The 17,135-nt window shown below is 61.8% G+C and carries 16 protein-coding genes; 4 read left to right on the top strand and 12 right to left on the bottom strand.

Annotation, left to right across the window (positions count from 1 at the left end; genetic code table 11):
* The 3 genes from JET17_RS01645 to JET17_RS01635 all read right to left on the bottom strand — a co-directional run bounded on the left by JET17_RS01645 (nt 1) and on the right by JET17_RS01635 (nt 4,399).
* Nucleotides 1-1,059, bottom strand: coding sequence for a putative 2-aminoethylphosphonate ABC transporter ATP-binding protein (locus tag JET17_RS01645; protein ID WP_012312274.1), 1,059 nt, complete (start codon nt 1,057-1,059; stop codon nt 1-3).
* A 117-nt stretch (nt 1,060-1,176) separates the two neighbouring features.
* Nucleotides 1,177-2,046 carry a LysR substrate-binding domain-containing protein gene (locus JET17_RS01640; protein ID WP_012312273.1) on the bottom strand — a complete coding sequence of 290 codons (870 nt, stop codon included), beginning with the start codon at nt 2,044-2,046 and terminating at the stop codon, nt 1,177-1,179.
* Nucleotides 2,047-2,146: 100 nt separating this feature from the next.
* Nucleotides 2,147-4,399 (bottom strand): heavy metal translocating P-type ATPase, encoded by a 2,253-nt coding sequence (locus JET17_RS01635; protein ID WP_012312272.1) that lies wholly within the window; start codon nt 4,397-4,399, stop codon nt 2,147-2,149.
* 82 nt (nt 4,400-4,481) lie between these two features.
* Between JET17_RS01635 and cadR the strand changes: the two genes are divergently transcribed.
* Nucleotides 4,482-4,925, top strand: coding sequence for a cadmium resistance transcriptional regulator CadR (gene cadR / locus JET17_RS01630; protein ID WP_012312271.1), 444 nt, complete (start codon nt 4,482-4,484; stop codon nt 4,923-4,925).
* 41 nt (nt 4,926-4,966) lie between these two features.
* Here the strand turns inward: cadR and JET17_RS01625 are convergent, their stop codons facing one another.
* From JET17_RS01625 to JET17_RS01615, 3 genes are read right to left on the bottom strand one after another with little or no spacing between them, the layout of a single operon-like run.
* A complete protein-coding gene (locus JET17_RS01625; RefSeq protein ID WP_012312270.1) occupies nt 4,967-5,938 on the bottom strand; it encodes a thymidylate synthase in 972 nt (323 codons plus the stop codon).
* 48 nt (nt 5,939-5,986) lie between these two features.
* The gene (lgt, locus tag JET17_RS01620; RefSeq protein ID WP_012312269.1) at nt 5,987-6,796 is read right to left on the bottom strand and encodes a prolipoprotein diacylglyceryl transferase; all 810 of its coding nucleotides are present in this window, start codon (nt 6,794-6,796) and stop codon (nt 5,987-5,989) included.
* A gap of 16 nt (nt 6,797-6,812) precedes the next feature.
* Nucleotides 6,813-7,595 carry a sulfite exporter TauE/SafE family protein gene (locus JET17_RS01615; RefSeq protein ID WP_012312268.1) on the bottom strand — a complete coding sequence of 261 codons (783 nt, stop codon included), beginning with the start codon at nt 7,593-7,595 and terminating at the stop codon, nt 6,813-6,815.
* 129 nt (nt 7,596-7,724) lie between these two features.
* On the opposite strand from JET17_RS01615, the gene JET17_RS01610 reads away from it, so the two are divergent.
* Nucleotides 7,725-8,471: an NRDE family protein gene (locus JET17_RS01610; RefSeq protein WP_012312267.1), complete on the top strand. Its 747-nt coding sequence runs from the start codon at nt 7,725-7,727 to the stop codon at nt 8,469-8,471.
* Nucleotides 8,472-8,585: 114 nt separating this feature from the next.
* Here the strand turns inward: JET17_RS01610 and ptsP are convergent, their stop codons facing one another.
* Together ptsP and JET17_RS01600 are read right to left on the bottom strand one after the other, a co-directional pair.
* Nucleotides 8,586-10,865, bottom strand: coding sequence for a phosphoenolpyruvate--protein phosphotransferase (gene ptsP / locus JET17_RS01605; protein WP_012312266.1), 2,280 nt, complete (start codon nt 10,863-10,865; stop codon nt 8,586-8,588).
* 22 nt (nt 10,866-10,887) lie between these two features.
* Entirely contained in the window at nt 10,888-11,367 is a 480-nt protein-coding gene (locus JET17_RS01600) for an RNA pyrophosphohydrolase (RefSeq protein WP_003249017.1), read from the bottom strand.
* A 141-nt stretch (nt 11,368-11,508) separates the two neighbouring features.
* On the opposite strand from JET17_RS01600, the gene JET17_RS01595 reads away from it, so the two are divergent.
* Nucleotides 11,509-12,165, top strand: a complete 657-nt coding sequence (locus tag JET17_RS01595; protein ID WP_012312265.1) for an HAD family hydrolase — start codon at nt 11,509-11,511, stop codon at nt 12,163-12,165.
* 101 nt (nt 12,166-12,266) lie between these two features.
* On the opposite strand, the gene JET17_RS01590 is transcribed toward JET17_RS01595, so the two are convergent.
* Nucleotides 12,267-12,692, bottom strand: coding sequence for a DUF2269 family protein (locus tag JET17_RS01590; protein ID WP_012312264.1), 426 nt, complete (start codon nt 12,690-12,692; stop codon nt 12,267-12,269).
* 38 nt (nt 12,693-12,730) lie between these two features.
* Complete coding sequence (gene ilvA, locus JET17_RS01585; RefSeq protein ID WP_012312263.1) at nt 12,731-14,245, bottom strand: threonine ammonia-lyase, biosynthetic; 1,515 nt, start codon at nt 14,243-14,245, stop codon at nt 12,731-12,733.
* A 133-nt stretch (nt 14,246-14,378) separates the two neighbouring features.
* Between ilvA and rpiA the strand changes: the two genes are divergently transcribed.
* Complete coding sequence (rpiA, locus tag JET17_RS01580; RefSeq protein WP_012312262.1) at nt 14,379-15,053, top strand: ribose-5-phosphate isomerase RpiA; 675 nt, start codon at nt 14,379-14,381, stop codon at nt 15,051-15,053.
* A 93-nt stretch (nt 15,054-15,146) separates the two neighbouring features.
* Here rpiA and JET17_RS01575 read toward each other — a convergent pair whose 3' ends face one another.
* Nucleotides 15,147-16,058, bottom strand: coding sequence for an SdiA-regulated domain-containing protein (locus tag JET17_RS01575; RefSeq protein WP_012312261.1), 912 nt, complete (start codon nt 16,056-16,058; stop codon nt 15,147-15,149).
* A gap of 89 nt (nt 16,059-16,147) precedes the next feature.
* The gene (locus JET17_RS01570) at nt 16,148-17,068 is read right to left on the bottom strand and encodes an SdiA-regulated domain-containing protein (RefSeq protein WP_012312260.1); all 921 of its coding nucleotides are present in this window, start codon (nt 17,066-17,068) and stop codon (nt 16,148-16,150) included.
* Nucleotides 17,069-17,135 lie beyond the last annotated feature (67 nt).

The raw sequence follows: 17,135 nt of genomic DNA, 5'->3' as shown, positions 1-17,135 counted from the left end.
TCAGGCAAACACCTGCAGGCTCTGTGGCGGTAGAGCCACCCAGATGTCCTGCGAGCCCAGGCGTGGCATGGCTTCTGGCGACAACTCGGCGAGCAGCGGATGGCCCGGCAGGGCCTTGAGCTCAAAGCTCATGCGGCAGCGGTTGCCGAGGAATGTGATTTCATGGACCTTGGCCGGGAAGAGGTTTTCTTCGTGCATCACTGGGTTGACGGTAATTGCCTCCGGGCGGCAGAACAGTCTTCCGCTGCTGGCCCGCAGCGCACCCGCTGCCAGACGCATACTCATGGCGCCCACTTGAGCGTGGCTGTCGCCAGTACGCTGAAACGGCAGCCAGTTGCCTTGGCCAACGAACTCGGCAACGAACGGCGTGGACGGCTGATCGTAGATTTCCTGAGGGGTGGCGTACTGCTCGACCTGGCCGTTGTTCATCACCGCAATGCGGTCGGCCATCAACATGGCCTCGTCCTGGTTGTGGGTGACCATCAGCGTCGTGATACCCAGTTGACGCTGCAGCTGTCTAAGTTCGGTACACAGGTGCTCACGCACACGCGCATCCAGCGCCGACATCGGCTCGTCGAGCAACAGCAGCGAGGGCGACGGGGCCAGGGCACGGGCCAACGCAACCCGCTGCTGTTGACCACCGGACAATTGCCCGGGGTATTTCTTTTCACTGCCGGCCAGGCCTACCAGGTCCAGCATCTCGGCTACGCGCTGGCGGCTTTCTTCACGGCCACTGCGGTTCAGGCCGTAGGCAATGTTGGCTTCGACATTGAGGTTGGGGAACAGCGCGTAGGATTGAAAGAGGATGCCGTAGTCACGCGCCTGGGGGGGTAATTCGCTGATGTCACGCTCACCGATGTACAACTCGCCACGGTCTTGGCGTTCCAGCCCTGCGATGCATCGCAGCAGGGTGGTCTTGCCGCAGCCGGAAGGGCCGAGCAGGCAAACCAGCTCGCCGGCGGCGATGTCCAGGGAGACATTGTTCAACGCCGTGAAGGCGCCGAAACGCTTGTGGATACCGCGCACTTTCATTTGTGCGCCCGGGGTGGCGTGGTTCATGGCAAAGCCTCATCGAGCAGATGTGGCCATGCTAAAAAGGCTGTGCGAAGGTTCTGTGGCGGCGGGGCAAAAGCGGGCGATAGTGGTATAGGCAGATTTTGTAGTGACGCTGCCGGTTCAGAACTGCGACCCCACCACTTCTTGCGCTACACCGAGAAAGGCTGCCGGCAACCGGGCCTGGCGTCTTTCCTTCAGGCAGTACAGGTACTCATGCATCACCGGCGCGTCTTCCAGTGTCAGCACCCGCAGCTCCGAGTTGTGCGGCACCTCGTGCCGGGCAATCACGCTGACGCCGATATTGCGCAGCACCGCCTCACGGATCGACTCGCGGCTGCCGATTTCCAGCACCGCTTCGGCCTTCAGCCCAGCGCCGTGCATCATTTCTTCGGTGAGCTTGCGCGTGGTCGAGCCTTTTTCGCGCATCAGCAGGCATTGCCCTGCCACCACCTCGATAGATACCACTTGACGGTGCGCCAGCGGATGATTGCGGTGCACCGCCACCACCAGCGGGTCAGTGCCCAGCACGCGCCTCACCAGGCGAGCATCCTCCACCAACTGTGAAGAGGCGGCGACATCGACGCGGTAGTCCTCCAGCATCTCCAGCACCTGCTGCGAATTGCCGATTTCCACGGTCACGCCCACCTGTGGCAAGCGCTCACGGAAGATCTTCACAAGGTCGAGGATGTAATACGGCGCGGTGGCAGCGATGCGCAGGTTGCCTTGGGCATGGCCGCTGTTGCGCAGCTCGAACTCGATATCAGCTTCCTGTTGCAGCAGCGCCTTGACCATCGGCAGCAGGCGCACGCCCTCCTCGCTCAGCACCAGGCGTCGGCCGCCGCGGTAGAACAGCTCCACCGCGTACTGGCTTTCGAGGTTGCGGATCTGGGTGGTCACCGTCGGCTGGCTGAGGCCAAGTTTCTTTGCCGCCAGGGTGATGCTGCCCAGGCGGGCCACCATGTAGAAGGCTTTGAGCTCGGCACTTAGCATTGCTGGGCTCCGCAGCCGCAAAAGCAGCCGTAAGCAGAGGCAGCGCTGTGTAGTTTCATAAGTCTGGATTCCACCTCGATCAGCTTGTAGCTTGCAGCTGCTACTTGCGCAAAAGGCGCAGGCCGTTGAACACCACCAGCAGGCTGACGCCCATGTCGGCGAACACCGCCATCCACAGCGTGGCCATGCCGGCAAAGGTGATTGCCAGGAAGATGGCCTTGATGCCCAACGCCAGCACGATGTTCTGCTTCAGGATCGCCGCACTTTGCCGCGACAGCCTGACGAAGGCCGGGATTTTGCGCAAGTCGTCATCCATCAGCGCCACATCGGCGGTCTCGATGGCGGTGTCGGTACCGGCCGCCGCCATGGCGAAACCGATCTCGGCGCGGGCTAACGCTGGCGCATCGTTGATGCCGTCACCGACCATGCCAACCCGGTGCCCCTGGGCGTAGAGCTGCTCGATCGTGCTCAGTTTGTCGGCAGGGAGCAGGTTGCCTTCGGCGCGGTCGATACCTACCTGGGCAGCGATGGCCTGGGCAGTATGGGCGTTGTCGCCGGTAAGCATGACAGTCTTGATGCCCAGCGCGTGCAACTCGGCGATGGCCTCACGGCTGCTTTCCTTGACCGTGTCGGCAACGGCAAACAGCGCCAACGGGCCAGAGCGGTCAAGCAACAGCACCACCGTCTTGCCTTGGCGCTCGAGTTGGTCCAGCTGTGCTTCGAGCTGCGGTGAGCACAAGCCCAGCTCTTCGACCAGACGATGGTTGCCCAGGTGATAGGTTTCGCCATCGATGTCACCACGCACACCGCGCCCCGCCAAGGCAGAGAACGCGCTGACCTCACTCAGGGCCAGCCCCTGCGCCCTGGCGAACTGGGCGATGGCAGCCGATACCGGGTGGTCTGAGCGCTCGGCCAGGCTTGCCGCCAGTGCCTGGGCGCGGCCCTCGAACAATGGGTCTAGCACCTTGGTATCGGTCTGCACCGGCTTGCCGTAGGTAAGAGTGCCGGTCTTGTCCAAGGCCAGGAAGTCCAGCTTGCGGCCCCCTTCCAGGTACACACCCCCCTTGATCAGGATGCCCTTGCGCGCCGCAGCCGCCAGGCCACTGACAATGGTCACCGGGGTGGAAATCACCAGGGCACATGGGCAGGCCACCACCAACAGCACCAAGGCGCGGTAGACCCAGTCGAACCAGGCGCCGGCCATGAACAGCGGCGGGATGAGCGCTACGGCCAAAGCCAGGGCGAACACCACAGGCGTGTAGATGCGCGAGAAGGTATCGACGAAACGCTGGGTAGGCGCTCGAGCGCCCTGCGCCTGCTCCACGGCCTTGATGATACGGGCCAATGTGGAATGCCCTGCCACTGCAGTTACCCGGTACTCCAGAGCGCCGGCCTGGTTGATGGTGCCGGCGAACAGCTTGTCGCCAGGGGCCTTGTCCACAGGCAGGCTCTCGCCGGTGATCGGCGCCTGATCGACGCTGGATTGCCCACTGACCACTTCACCGTCCAGGCCGATACGCTCACCGGGGCGTACCCGCACAAGCGTACCGATCGCCACGTGGCGCACCTCGGCCTCACGCCATTGGCCGTCGGCCTGCTGCACTGTGGCCATGTCCGGCGTAAGCTGCATCAGGCCACTGATGGCATGGCGCGCACGGTCAAGTGAACGTGCCTCGATCAGTTCGGCGATGGTGAACAGCACCATGACCATGGCCGCCTCAGGCCACTGGCCGATCAGCACGGCACCGGTCACGGCGATACTCATCAGAGCGTTGATGTTCAGGTTGCGGTTCTTCAGGGCAATCCAGCCCTTCTTGTAGGTGCTCAGGCCACAGCCAAGGATCGCTGCCAGCGCCAGCGCGGCTACCACCCACTCGGGAGCAAGCGCGCTGAAATGAATGATTTCGGCAGCGATCGCCGCGATGCCGGACAATGCCAATGGCCACCAGCGAGTCTTGGCTGGCGCGGGTGCGATGACGCCACCCTCTTCCTCTACAGCCAGCGGTTCTGCCTTCATGCCCAGGCTTTCGATGGCCCGCTCAATCTCAGTAGTGCCATCCAAGGTATGGCGCACGCCCAGCACGCGGTTGATCAGGTTGAACTCCAGCTGCTCGATGCCGGCCAGCTTGCCGAGCTTGTCCTGGATCAGGGTCTGTTCTGTCGGGCAGTCCATGGCTTGTATGCGAAAACGGCTGAGCCGGGCCTGGTCACTGGCCTTTTCGCTCAATTGCACAAACGCAGGCGCCGCACTGGAACCGCAGCAACTGTGCGCATGTGCGTCGTGGCAATGGCTTTTACCGGCGTTGACGTGGTCATGGTCATGCACGTGTTCGTGGCTGACAGGCTGGTTCATGGGGTCGTCCTTATTGAGCACCTGTTGCCAAGTGAACACCCTGTAGCCACTATAGGGTCAAGCCACCTGCTGGAGATTCGCCATGAAAATCGGAGAATTGGCCAAAGCCACCGACTGTGCGGTGGAGACCATCCGTTACTACGAGCGTGAGCAGCTACTGCCGGAGCCAGCACGTACCGACGGGAATTACCGCTTGTATACCCAGGCCCATGTCGAGCGGCTGACCTTCATACGCAACTGCCGCACCCTGGATATGACGCTGGACGAGATACGCAGCCTTTTGCGCCTGCGCGATAGCCCAGCAGGCTCATGTGGCAGCGTCAATGCGTTGATCGACGAACATATCGAACACGTGCAGGCGCGGATCAATGGTCTGGTGGCATTGCAGGAGCAACTGGTGGAATTACGCAGGCGGTGCAGTGCGCAGGGAGAGGAATGCGCGATCTTGCAGCGGTTGGAGGTAAACGGAGCAGTATCTGTGCCGGATACCGAGCATTCGCACGTGGGGCGTAGCCACGGGCATTGAAGCCGCAGGGGCTGCTGCGCAGCCCTCGGCATTTGAGTAAATCAGACCGCCATCGGCGCCGTCATCGGTGCATGGTGCTCATAGCCTTCCAGGCTGAAATCGCTTGGTTCGATCTTCTCCAGCCATTCTGGCTCGTACTTGCCCGTCTCGGCGAACGCAGGCACGCGGTCGCTGATCACCAGCTTCGGCGCTTCCAGCGGCTCGCGCTTGAGTTGCTCGTTAAGCATGTCCAGATGGTTTTCGTACACATGGGCATCGCCAATGAAGTACGTGAACCAGCGTGGCGTGTATCCGGTCAGGCGGCCGAACAGCGACAGCAGCGCCGCACCTTCGGTGAGGTTGAACGGCGTGCCCAGGCCCAAGTCATTGGAGCGGATGTAGAGCGTCAGGGAGATTTCCCTGGTCTGGACATTCGGGTGGAACTGGTACAGCAGATGGCACGGCGGCAGCGCCATTTCGTCCAGCTGCGCGCAGTTCCAGCCATGGAACAGGATGCGTCGGCTGCCAGGGTCGTTGGCGATGGTGTCCAGGCACTGACGCACCTGGTCGATGGCCTTGTACAGGACGACGAACGCCTGGCCATCTTCCTCGTCCTGGGCAATCCTGCGAAAGCCAGCTTTTTCGGCCATTTCGATCGCTGCCGGGTTGCTCAGCGGGATGCGCTTGTAGCCCGGCCACTGGCGCCACTGCACCCCGTAGATCTCGCCGAGGTCGTCATGGCCCTGGCGGAACGGGTTGGCCAGCCACTGGGCGTTCTCGTTGGCGTTCTGATCCCACACCTTGCAGCCCAACTCGCGGAACTCACCGGCGTTTTTCACGCCCCGCAGGAAACCGACCATCTCGCCGATTGCCGACTTGAACGCCAGCTTGCGCGTGGTGATGGCCGGGAAACCCTTCTGCAGGTCGAAACGCAGCATGGCGCCCGGCAGGCTGATGGTGCGGATGCCGGTGCGGTTTTCCTGCAGGGTGCCGTTTTCGATGACGTCGCGGACCAGATCTAGATACTGTTTCATGACTTTCCTGTAACAAGAACGGCAGGGGGATCGCCCCTGCCGTGAAAATCATACGGCTGGTTTTGCCGTAGGTTTGCGGTTGTAGGCCAACCAGATCAAGAACAGGCCACCGACGATCATCGGCACGCAGAGTAATTGACCCATGGTCAACCAGCCAAAGGCGATGTAGCCAAGCTGGGCGTCGGGCACCCGTACAAACTCCACGATAAAGCGGAAAATGCCGTAGAACAGCGCGAACATACCGGAAACGGCCATGGTCGGGCGCGGTTTGCGCGAGTACAACCAGAGAATCACGAATAATGCCACACCTTCCAGGGCAAACTGGTACAGCTGCGACGGATGACGGGGCAACTGAGCAGGGTCGCTGAACGGCGGGAAGACCATTGCCCAAGGTACATCGGTGGCCTTGCCCCACAATTCGGCATTGATGAAGTTGCCGATACGCCCTGCCCCCAGGCCAATCGGCACCAGCGGTGCGACGAAGTCCATCAGTTCGAAGAACGACTTGTTGTTGCGCTTGCCGAACCACAAGGCTGCCAGCATGACGCCGATGAAGCCGCCGTGGAACGACATTCCCCCCTTCCATACCTCGAAGATCAGTGTCGGGTTGGCCAGGTAGGCGTGCAGGTCGTAGAACAGCACATAACCCAAGCGTCCGCCGACGATAACCCCCATCGACAACCAGAACACCAGGTCAGAAAGCTTTTCGCGCGACCAGGTGGGGTCGAAGCGGTTGAGCCGGCGTGAGGCGAGCAGCCACGCGCCGCCAATGCCGATCAGGTACATCAGGCCGTACCAATGGATTTTCAGCGGCCCGAGCGCAACGGCCACGGGGTCTATCTGCGGGTAAGGCAGCATGGATATTCCTCTGGTTTCAAATCAAAAAGCTCAGACCTACGCTAAACAGCAGCGCGGCGAACAAACGCTTGAGCAGACGGGGCGACAACTTGTGCGCCAGCCGCGCGCCGAAGCGGGCGAAAAACATACTGGTCACGGCAATGCCGACCAGCGCTGGCAGGTACACGAAGCCCACGCTATGGGCTGGCAGATGCTCATCGTGCCAACCCAGCCACATGAAACTCAGGGCGCTGGCCACGGCAATCGGCAGGCCGCAGGCCGAAGACGTGGCCACCGCCTGCTGCATCGGCAGGCTGCGCCAGGTCAGGAATGGCACGGTCAACGAACCACCGCCGATCCCGAAGATTGCCGAGGCCCAACCGATCACGCCACCGGCGCCGATCAGTGCGGGCTTGCCGGGAATGCCGCGGCTGGCCTTGGGTTTGAGGTCCAGTGCCATTTGCGCGGCAATGATCAGGGCGAATACGCCGATGATTTTCTGCAACAGCGGGCCCTGGATAAGCGAAGCCGTCTTGGCGCCCACCCCGGCGCCCAGCAGGATACCCACGGTCATCCAGGCGAAGATCGGCCACTGCACCGCACCCCGGCGATGGTGCTCGAGCACGGCATTGATCGAAGTGAAGACGATGGTTGCCAGCGAGGTACCGACTGCCAGGTGAGTGAGCACCGAAGCGTCGAAGCCTTGCAGGGTGAAGCTGAACACCAGCACCGGCACGATGATGATGCCGCCGCCCACGCCAAACAGCCCGGCAAGCACGCCGGCACAGGCGCCCAGAAGCAGATAGAGTGCGAACTCCATTCGTCGTCCCCGAAAAAACAATCCGGCATGGTAACGGAAGCCGGGCTCGGGGCTCTAGTGAACTCTGTGACAGGATGGATCGGCGCCGCCGCAGTGGGTAGAGTGGCAAAAAACACAGAGGCCCAACCTATGTGCCTGATCGTATTCGCCTGGCGGCCAGGGCATGCCCTGCCGTTGATCGTGGCGGCCAACCGCGACGAGTTCTATGCCCGGCCCACTCAGGCGCTGGCACACTGGGAAGATGCGCCCGGCGTGCATGCCGGGCGTGACCTGGAGGCCGGCGGTACCTGGCTTGGCGTGGGGCCGCGGGGGCGGTTCGCCGCCCTGACCAATATTCGCGACCCAGGGCAGCCGTTGGGCTCCCGCTCGCGCGGCGAGCTGGTGGCGGCATACCTGCAGGGTGAACTTGGGGTCGAGGCATATCTGGACCAGGTCGCCAGCCGCAGCAAACAGTATTCGGGGTTCAACCTGCTGGTTGGCGATGGTGTGCGCCTGGGGTATCTGCACGCTCGAGAAGCGGCGCCGCGCTTGCTGGCGGCTGGTGTGTATGGGCTTTCCAATGCCGGGCTGGACACGCCGTGGCCCAAGCTGGTCAAGGCGCGCGACGGGCTGGAACGGTTACTGGGGTCAGCAGACCCACAGCGTTTGATGGCGTTGCTGGCCGATGGTGAGACGGCTCCTGAGGCGGAGCTGCCGGAAACTGGCGTGGGGGTGGCGACAGAGAAGCTGCTGTCGAGTGTGTTTATTGCCAGCCAGAATTATGGGACGCGGGCCAGTACGGTGCTGATCGTGGATGATCAGGGTAAAAGACGGCTTATCGAGCGCAGTTTCGGGCCTTTTGGGGGGCACTTGGGGGAGGTTGAGCTTTGGGTTTGAGGGCCATGGGGCTGCTTTGCAGCCCTTTCGCGACACAAGGCCGCTCCTACAAGGGTCGCGTCGCCTGTAGGAGCGGCCTTGTGTCGCGAAAGGGCCGCAAAGCGGCCCCAGAATTCACAAGGTCTTGTTGGCCTCTGGCCCGATCATCCGCGCCAGCCCCAGGTTCTTCAGCGCCAATTGCAACGAGCTGTGGATGACCTGCGGGTTGTCATGGCTCAGGGCATCGGCCAGCAGCTCCTTGGCCTTGCTCATGTTGATCTGACGCAGCATCCACTTCACCTTCGGCAGGTTGGTGGCGTTCATCGACAAGCTGTCGAAGCCCATGGCCATCAACAGGACCGCTGCTGCCGGATCACCGGCCATCTCGCCGCAGATACTGACTGGCTTGCCCTCGCCATGAGCATCACGCACCACAGTGTTCAAGGCTTGTAGCACTGCAGGGTGCAGATAGTCGTACAGGTCGGCAACCCGCGGGTTGTTGCGGTCCACTGCCAGCAGGTACTGGGTCAGGTCGTTGGAGCCTACCGACAGGAAATCCACCTGACGCGCCAGCTCTTTGGTCTGGTACACCGCCGCCGGGATCTCGACCATCACCCCAACCGGTGGCATGGGCACGTCCGTGCCTTCGTCACGCACCTCGCCCCAGGCGCGGTGAATCAGGTGCAGCGCCTCTTCCAGTTCGTGAATGCCGGAGATCATCGGCAGCAGAATGCGCAGGTTGTTCAGGCCTTCGCTGGCCTTGAGCATGGCGCGGGTCTGGACCAGGAAGATTTCCGGGTGGTCGAGGGTCACGCGAATGCCGCGCCACCCCAGGAACGGGTTTTCTTCCTTGATCGGGAAGTACGACAGTGCTTTGTCCCCACCGATGTCGAGGGTACGCATGGTCACAGGCAGCGGGTGAAACGCCGCCAACTGCTCTCGATAGATGGCCAACTGCTCTTTTTCGCTGGGGAAGCGCTGGTTGATCATGAACGGCACTTCTGTGCGGTACAGGCCCACCCCTTCGGCGCCCCGCTGCTGGGCACGGGCCACGTCGGCAAGCAGGCCGGTATTGACCCACAGCGGCATGCGATGACCGTCCGGGGTGACGCACGGCAGTTCGCGCAACGCATCCAGGCCCTGGGCCAGCTGACGCTCTTCTTCGACCACCTCGCTGTATTGCTTGCGCAGCACGTCGCTGGGGTTGGTGAACACCTCGCCCTTGTAGCCATCGACGATCAGCTCGATACCATCGACCTTGGAATACGGCAGGTCGACCAGGCCCATCACCGTCGGGATACCCATGGCACGGGCCAGGATGGCGACGTGGGAGTTGCCCGAGCCCAGCACCGAGACCAGGCCTACCAGCTTGCCTTCCGGCACCTCACCCAGCATCGCCGGCGTCAGCTCCTCGCTGACCAGGATGGTGTTGTCGGCATACACCAGCGATTGCGAACGGGCTTGCTGGAGGTAGGCCAGCAGGCGGCGACCGAGGTCTTTGACGTCCGAGGCGCGTTCGCGCAGGTAGTCGTCGTCCATCAGCTCGAACCGGTTTACGTGCTCGCCGACCACCTGGCGCAAGGCGCCCTGGGCCCACTGGCCGGTCTTGATGACGTCAGTCACCTCACCGCCCAGGGCGGCGTCCTCAAGCATCATCAGGTACACGTCGAACAGCGCGCGTTCTTCCGGGCGCAGCTGGGTGGCCAGCTTGGCCGAAAGCTTGCGCATGTCGGCGCGCACGCCCTCAAGGGCGTTGTGGAACAGTTTGAGTTCAGCGTCGATGTCTTCGACCGTCTTGTCCGGCACCACCTCAAGGTCGGCAGGTGGCAACATGACCACGGCACGCCCGACGGCAGCACCCGGCGAGCCTGGCACGCCGACGAAGCGAGCTTCCTGGATGCCCTTGCCCTGGCGGCCCAGGCCACGAATCGAGCCGGTGGCCTCGGCGTGAGCGATAACTCCGGCGAGCTGAGCACTCATGGTGACCAGGAAAGCTTCTTCACCCTCGTCGAACTGGCGGCGTTCTTTCTGCTGAATGACCAGCACGCCGACCACACGACGGTGGTGGATGATCGGTGCACCCAGGAAGGAAGCGAAACGCTCCTCGCCCGTCTCAGCGAAGTAGCGGTAACGTGGATGATCAGCGGCGTTTTCGAGGTTCAGCGGCTCTTCCCGGGTACCGACCAGGCCAACCAGGCCTTCGTTGGGGGCCATGCTGACCTTGCCGATGGAACGCTTGTTGAGGCCTTCGCTGGCCATCAGCACGAAGCGGTTGGTTTCTGGGTCGAGCAGGTAGACCGAGCAGACCTGGCTGCCCATGGCCTCCTTGACGCGCAAGACAATGATCCCCAACGCCGTCTTGAGATCTTTGGCGGAGTTCACTTCCTGGACGATCTTGCGCAGCGTATTGAGCATGGCTCGGGGTCGAACTCCGTCGTCAGTCGCGCGTCAAAAGACGCGGTGCTAGCTCTTTCAGGGCGCGGCGATACACTTCACGCTTGAAGGTCACCACCTGGCCCAGCGGGTACCAATAGCTGACCCAGCGCCAGCCATCGAATTCGGGCTTGCCGGTCAGGTCCATCCGCACCCGTTGCTCATTGCTCACCAGGCGCAGTAAAAACCATTTCTGCTTCTGGCCGATACACAGCGGTTGGCTGTGGGTACGTACCAGACGCTGGGGTAAACGATAACGCAACCAGCCGCGGGTGCAGGCAAGAATTTCCACATCATCGCGTTCAAGGCCAACTTCTTCGTTCAGCTCGCGGTACAGGGCATCTTCCGGCGTCTCGTCAGGGTTGATACCACCCTGAGGGAATTGCCAGGCATCCTGGTTGATCCGCCGAGCCCATAGCACCTGCCCGGCATCATTCGTGAGAATGATCCCGACATTTGGGCGAAAACCATCCGGGTCGATCACGGCAGCAACCTCGCAAACGCATGTCACCGCATTGTTCCACAAAGCCTGCGAGCGCAGCAACGCGCCCGCCACGCTTATGTGCAGCGAGGTCAAAACTCCGTATTCTGCGGGCCTACCCTATGGCTGACGCGAGTAACCGCAATGCGCCTGGCTTTATTCGACCTGGACAATACCCTCCTCGGTGGCGACAGTGACCACGCGTGGGGTGATTACCTGTGCGAACGGGGGATTCTTGACCCGATCGCGTACAAAAAACGTAACGATGACTTCTATCAGGATTACCTGAACGGCACCCTCGATCTGCAGGCCTACCTGGCCTTTTCCATGGAAATTCTCGCAGCCACCGAACCCGCCCAACTCGACCAATGGCACCGCGAGTTCATGCACGACTGCATCGAGCCGATCATCCTGCCCAAAGCCCTGGCCCTGCTGCAGCAACACCGTGAGGCAGGCGACCAACTGGTGATCATCACCGCCACCAACCGTTTCGTCACAGCGCCGATTGCCCGCCGCCTGGGCGTTCGCACGCTATTGGCGACCGAATGCGAAACACGCGATGGCCGCTATACCGGGCGCAGTACTGATATACCGTGCTTCCGTGAAGGCAAGGTGACGAGGCTGGAACGCTGGATGCTGGAGAACGGGTTCGATCTGCAAGACAGCTATTTCTACAGCGACTCCATGAATGACTTGCCGCTGTTGCAGCGGGTGTCACATGCTGTCGCGGTGGACCCGGACCCTAACCTGCAGGCGGAGGCTCAACGGCGCGGATGGCCGGTGATTTCGCTTAGGGATTGACGCTTTTTGGAGCCGCCTTGTGCCCCATCGCTGACAAGCCAGCTCCCACGAGGTAAGTAGTTGGCTTGCCGGCGATGGGCTGCAGGGCGGCCCGGTCAACTTCAGACCGGCTTGGCGCCCATCAAACCGGCGATGGACAGGAAGCAGACACCGCTGAAGACCGCCAAGGCCAAGGTAAACCGCAAACCCACCACCTCAGCCTTGCGCAGCCGGTTCAGACGCACCAGCAGCCACCACGCGGCGAACGCACCGAGGGTATAGATGACGCTGGACGCCAGCACCCAGGTCTGCCCCAGCGGCCAACCTACCAAGTGAACCAGCCACCAACCGGTGAACGGCATGCTCAGCAGGCTAACGCCCATCACCAGCCAGACGAACACCAAAGGCCGACTCAGCAGCTTGCCATAGACTTGGGCGTCACCTTGGCGCCGGGCGTGTACGGTCCAGATCGCCAAGCCCAATGCGCCCAGCAATAACAGGGCGGTGGCAATGAGGTGCAGGGCCTTGAGGGTGGTCAGGTGTTCCATGTCTTCACATCCTTGGAGGGTTAGCCAAGCTTAGTCGCTCAACCCAGGAACAGCCGGTAAGCCGGATTGTCTGTCTCATCCCAGTACGGATATCCGATCTTGGCCAGCGCCGCCGGCACCAGGTGGCGCTCGTCCTCAGGCACCTGCAACCCCGCCACCACACGCCCATCGGCAGCACCGTGGTTGCGGTAGTGGAACATCGAGATGTTCCAGCGCCCGCCCAGCTTGTTGAGGAAGTTGAACAGCGCCCCAGGCCGCTCAGGGAATTCGAAGCGCAGCACAATCTCGTCGCGGGCGCCGGCCGAATGGCCACCCACCATGTGGCGGATGTGCATCTTGGCCAGTTCGTTGTCAGTAAGGTCGGTGACCGGGAAGCCCTGCTCAGTCAGTTGCTGCACCAACGCAGCGCGCGGGTCGTTCTCCGGATGGGTCTGCACGCCAACGAAGATATGGGCTTCGTCAGATGTGTGCTTGCGGTAGTTGAATTCGGTGATCTGGCGCTTGCCGATGGCCTCGCAGAACGCCTTGAAGCTGCCCGGGCGCTCGGGAATGGTCACGGCGATAATCGCTTCGCGTTTCTCGCCCAGCTCGGCACGCTCGGCGACGTGACGCAGGCGGTCGAAGTTGACGTTGGCACCCGAGTCAATGGCCACCAGCGTTTGCCCGGTTACACCGTTGAGCTCCACATACTTCTTGATCCCAGCAACACCCAAGGCGCCTGCAGGCTCGGTGATAGAGCGTGTATCGTCGTAGATATCCTTGATTGCTGCGCAGATCTCGTCAGTACTGACGGTAACCACTTCATCCACATGCAAGCGGCAGATGTCGAAGGTATGCTGGCCGATCTGCGCCACGGCCACGCCATCGGCAAACAGCCCGACCTGCGGCAGCACCACGCGCTCCCCGGCGGCCATGGCCGCTTGCAGGCAATTGGAGTCATCCGGCTCGACGCCAATCACCTTGATTTCAGGGCGAAGGTATTTAACGTAGGCGGCGATGCCGGCGATCAGCCCACCGCCGCCCACCGGCACGAAGATAGCATCCAGCCGGCCAGGGTGCTGGCGCAGGATTTCCATTGCCACGGTGCCTTGCCCGGCAATGGTGTGCGGGTCGTCATAAGGATGGATATAGACGAAGCCCTTTTCATCGACCAGTTTCAGCGAGTAGGCCAGCGCCTCGGGGAACGAGTCGCCATGCAGTACCACCTTGCCGCCACGCGAGCGTACGCCTTCGATCTTGATCTCCGGGGTGGTCTTGGGCATCACGATGGTGGCCTTGATGCCCAGCTCGCGGGCTGCCAGGGCCAGCCCCTGTGCATGGTTGCCGGCCGAGGCGGTGACCACGCCGCGCGCCAGTTCTTCCGGGCTCAGTTGCGCCAGCTTGTTGTAAGCCCCACGGATCTTGAAGGAGAACACCGGCTGCAGGTCTTCACGCTTGAGCAAAATCTGGTTGCCCAGGCGCTTGCTCAGTTGCCCGGCGCTGTGCAGCGGGGTTTCGACAGCGACGTCGTAGACGCGCGAGGTGAGGATCTTCTTGACGTACTGTTCAAGCATCGGGAAAGCATCACTGGCCGCGGGACAAGGGCTGCGAGTCTACCCCAGCGCTACGTCGGGCGACCACAGCAAAGCCGCCCGAGCCGTTATACTAGCCTCCTTTCATACCGCCCTGCCCCTTTCCGGAGCCCGCATGACCCAGGACCAACTCAAACAGGCCGTCGCCCAGGCCGCTGTCGACTTCATTCTGCCCAAGCTGGATGAAAAGAGCGTCGTCGGCGTCGGCACCGGTTCGACTGCCAATTTCTTCATTGACGCCTTGGCCCAGCACAAGACGGCGTTCGACGGCGCGGTCGCCAGCTCCGAGGCCACTGCACAGCGTCTGAAGGGCCATGGCATCCCGGTCTATGAGCTGAACAGCGTCAGCGAGCTGGAGTTCTACGTCGACGGCGCCGACGAGAGCGACGCACACCTGAACCTGATCAAAGGCGGTGGCGCGGCACTGACGCGGGAGAAAATCGTCGCGGCCGTGGCCAAGACCTTCATTTGCATCGCCGATGCCAGCAAGCTGGTGCCGGTGCTGGGCGCCTTCCCGCTGCCGGTCGAGGTCATCCCGATGGCCCGCAGCCACGTGGCGCGCCAACTGGTCAAGCTGGGCGGAGACCCGGTGTACCGTGAGGGTGTGGTCACCGATAACGGCAACGTGATCCTGGATGTGTACAACCTGCAGATCACCAACCCCGTGGAGCTGGAAGCGCAGATCAATGCGATCGTCGGCGTGGTGACCAATGGCCTGTTTGCCGCACGGCCGGCAGACTTGCTGTTGCTGGGCACCCCGGAAGGCGTGAAGAGCCTGAAAGCCGAGTGATGCCATTGCCGGCAAGCTGGCTCCCCCAGGCAATCCACAGCAGTGGAGAACTTGTGGGAGTCGGCTTGCCGGCAATGACGCTCAAAAGCCGGGTCAATCCGATGGCTGTTTGAACACATAGAACAGGTTCGGCTCACTGACCAGATAAATGGTCCCCGCTTCATCCATGGCAATCCCCTCCGCCTGCGGCACCGTCTGTTTCAGCCCTTGGTAACCCTTGCGCAGCGACAGCGTGCTCAGCGGTTTACCCTTCACATCCAGCTCCAGCACCAGGCGTGATTCATCCGACAGCGCCAGCAGATGCCCGCTGCGCTCGTCGAACTGCAGGCTCGACAGATCCCTCACGAACAGCCGCGCATCACGCTTGCGGTCCTGCACCACATGCACTGCATAAGGCTGCTCCGGGTTTTCATGGGGAAAACCGTGAATTTCGTAGATCACCATCGGGTCCCGCTCCTTGGCCACGAACAGGCGTTTGCCCGCCGAGTCATAGGCCAGCCCCTCGAACCCCTTGTTGCCGTTCAGGCCGATACCAAGGCTCAACTGCTCGGCATCGTTGGCATCCAGGAACATTGTGTCGTCCTCAAGGCGCACGCGAATCAGCCGTTGCTGGCGCTCATCGGTGATCACGTAACTGTTGGGCCCTACGTATTCCACCGCCTCGGGGTCGCCGAAACCGGTCAACGGCACCCGCCGCAGGATACGGCCGTCGAGGGACAACTCGATCAGTTCGGACCGCTTGTTGGTCACCGTGAACAGGGTCTTGCGGTCGGGGTCGTAAGTCAGTGCCGAAACATCATCGTCCAGCCCGTCTATAGGCTGCGCCTCGGTCACTACCCGATAGCGATCCAGGCCCATGCTTTGCTCAGCGGGCTGCCACCAGGTCTTGAAGTTGAACCAGCCACGCTCGAGCAAACGGAACTGCTGCTCCGCCACGCCCAGCAAGAGCACGGCGAGCAGGCCAATGACAGCCAGGACCAGGGGCAGACGAACATAGCGACGCATAGGGCAGACTCGGTTTGAGGATGACGAATCTAACCACGAACAACTGAAGTAAAGCTTAATGCCAGCATGCGAAAAATCTGAAATGGCCGTCAGTTTTTCTTGAACCGATAGAACAGCGCCGGCTCACTGACCATGTACAGGTTGCCCTGATCGTCCATCGCCACCCCTTCAGCACGCGGAATGGTGTCCTTGAGGCCGTTGAAACCGCCCAGCAAGGTCATGAAACTCACCTGCTGACCTTGCTCGTCGAGCTCCAGCAGCATGTTGGAGTCCGCCGACAGCACCAAAAGGTGGCCCGTACGCGGGTCGACGCTCAAGGCTGAGAGGTTGCGCAGGTCCAGTTCGTTGCTGGCCAGCGGCTGCTTGTCACCTTTGAGCGGGCTGCGCCCATCGGTGCTCCAGGTATAGAGCTTTGGCGGCCGCTCCTCGCCGATCACCAGACGCTGGCGCATCGGGTCCCATGCCACAGCTTCGAAGCCTTTGTTGCTTTTCACCGACTCGCCCAGGTCGTGGCTCTGAAAATCTGCATGGTTCAGCGACTTGGTTTGCGCATCCACCTTGACCACGGTCAGATCGTGCAGACGTTCATCGGTAATGGCCAAGCGGCCATCTTCCAGCACGGCAACCCCTTCGGGGTTGTTCCACCCCTGCAATGGGATCTGCCTCAGCACATCACCATCCAGGCTCAGCTCGACCAGGAACGGGTTCTTGCCCATGACCACAAACAGCGTGCGGGTATGCGGATTGAACGCTACGTCCGAGGCTTCATCATCTTCCATGCCCGGCATAGGCTTGGCATCGATATCGACCTTATAGTCCGGCAACCAGACGCTTTCGCTGCGCTCGGCGCTGCTCTCGAAGCCTTCCTGGACCCACAGTCGGCCGCGGTCATCCCAGTGCATCGCCACGGCCACGCCGTAGCCGATCACCGCAGCTACGGCCAGGCCGAACGGCCAGCGCAGGTAGAAGCGACGCTTGGGGGATACGGAAGCGCTGGAAGACAGGGCCATACAGAGTATTCCTGGGTAAATAGGCGGAGATTCGCGCATTATCCAGATAGGTTGTGAAAAAAACGGT

The sequence above is a fragment of the Pseudomonas putida genome (assembly GCF_016406145.1).
Classification (GTDB): Bacteria; Pseudomonadota; Gammaproteobacteria; order Pseudomonadales; family Pseudomonadaceae; genus Aquipseudomonas; species Aquipseudomonas putida_E.
The sequence above is the reverse complement of the archived record's forward strand: the minus strand, read 5'-3'. Positions and strand labels throughout refer to the sequence as shown.